Annotated in this window: 1 protein-coding gene; it reads left to right on the top strand. The window is 71.6% G+C overall.

Translation table 11 applies throughout. From position 1 onward, the window contains the following. On the top strand, positions 1-749 hold a 749-nt coding region (locus tag ABTU92_RS30340; protein WP_408095242.1), incomplete at both ends, for a DUF935 family protein.

Genomic DNA, 749 nt, shown 5'->3' with positions numbered 1-749 from the left:
CTCGACGGCGAGGCGCTGCCGCCGGCCAAGTTCATCGTCCACGCGCCGCGCTCGAAGACCGGCATCCCGATCCGCCGCGGCTTCGCGCGCGCCGCCGCCTGGGCGTTCCTGATCCAGCAGTTCACGCTCAAGGACTGGGCGGCGTTCTGCGAGGTGTTCGGCATGCCGCTGCGCCTCGGCAAGTATCACAGCGGTGCGAGCGAGGCCGACAAGAAGACGCTGCTGCGCGCCGTCGCCGGGCTGTCGAGCGACGCCGCCGCCATCATCCCGGACGGGATGACGATCGACTTCATCGAGCGCAAGGCGTTGGAGGGCTCGACCTTCGAGCGGCTGATCGAGTATCTCGACCGTAACGTCTCGAAGCTGGTCGTCGGCCAGACCATGACGGCCGACTCGGGCGCGTCGATGGCGCAGGCCAAGGTGCACAACGAGGTGCGCCTCGACATCCAGCGCGCCGACGGCGTGCAGCTCTCCAACACGCTGGCGCGCGACCTGGTCCAGTGGGCCGTCGCCTTCAACTTCGGTCCGCAGGCCGGCTATCCGCGGGTCGAGCTGCCGGTCGCCGAGCCCGAGGACGTCAAGGCGCTCGCCGACAGCGTCGCGAAGCTGGTGCCGGTCGGGCTGAAGGTCGCCCAGAAGGAGCTGCGCGCCAAGCTCGGCCTCTCGGAGCCTTCCGAGGACGACGAGCTGCTCGGGCCGCCGCCGGCCACGCCGCCGGAGCGCCCGGCCTCGACGCCGCCCGGCGGGCC

It is taken from the genome of Rhodoplanes sp. SY1, assembly GCF_046000175.1.
Classification (GTDB): domain Bacteria; phylum Pseudomonadota; class Alphaproteobacteria; order Rhizobiales; family Xanthobacteraceae; genus Rhodoplanes.
Note: the sequence above shows the minus strand (reverse complement) of the source record. Positions and strands in the feature narration are given on the sequence as shown.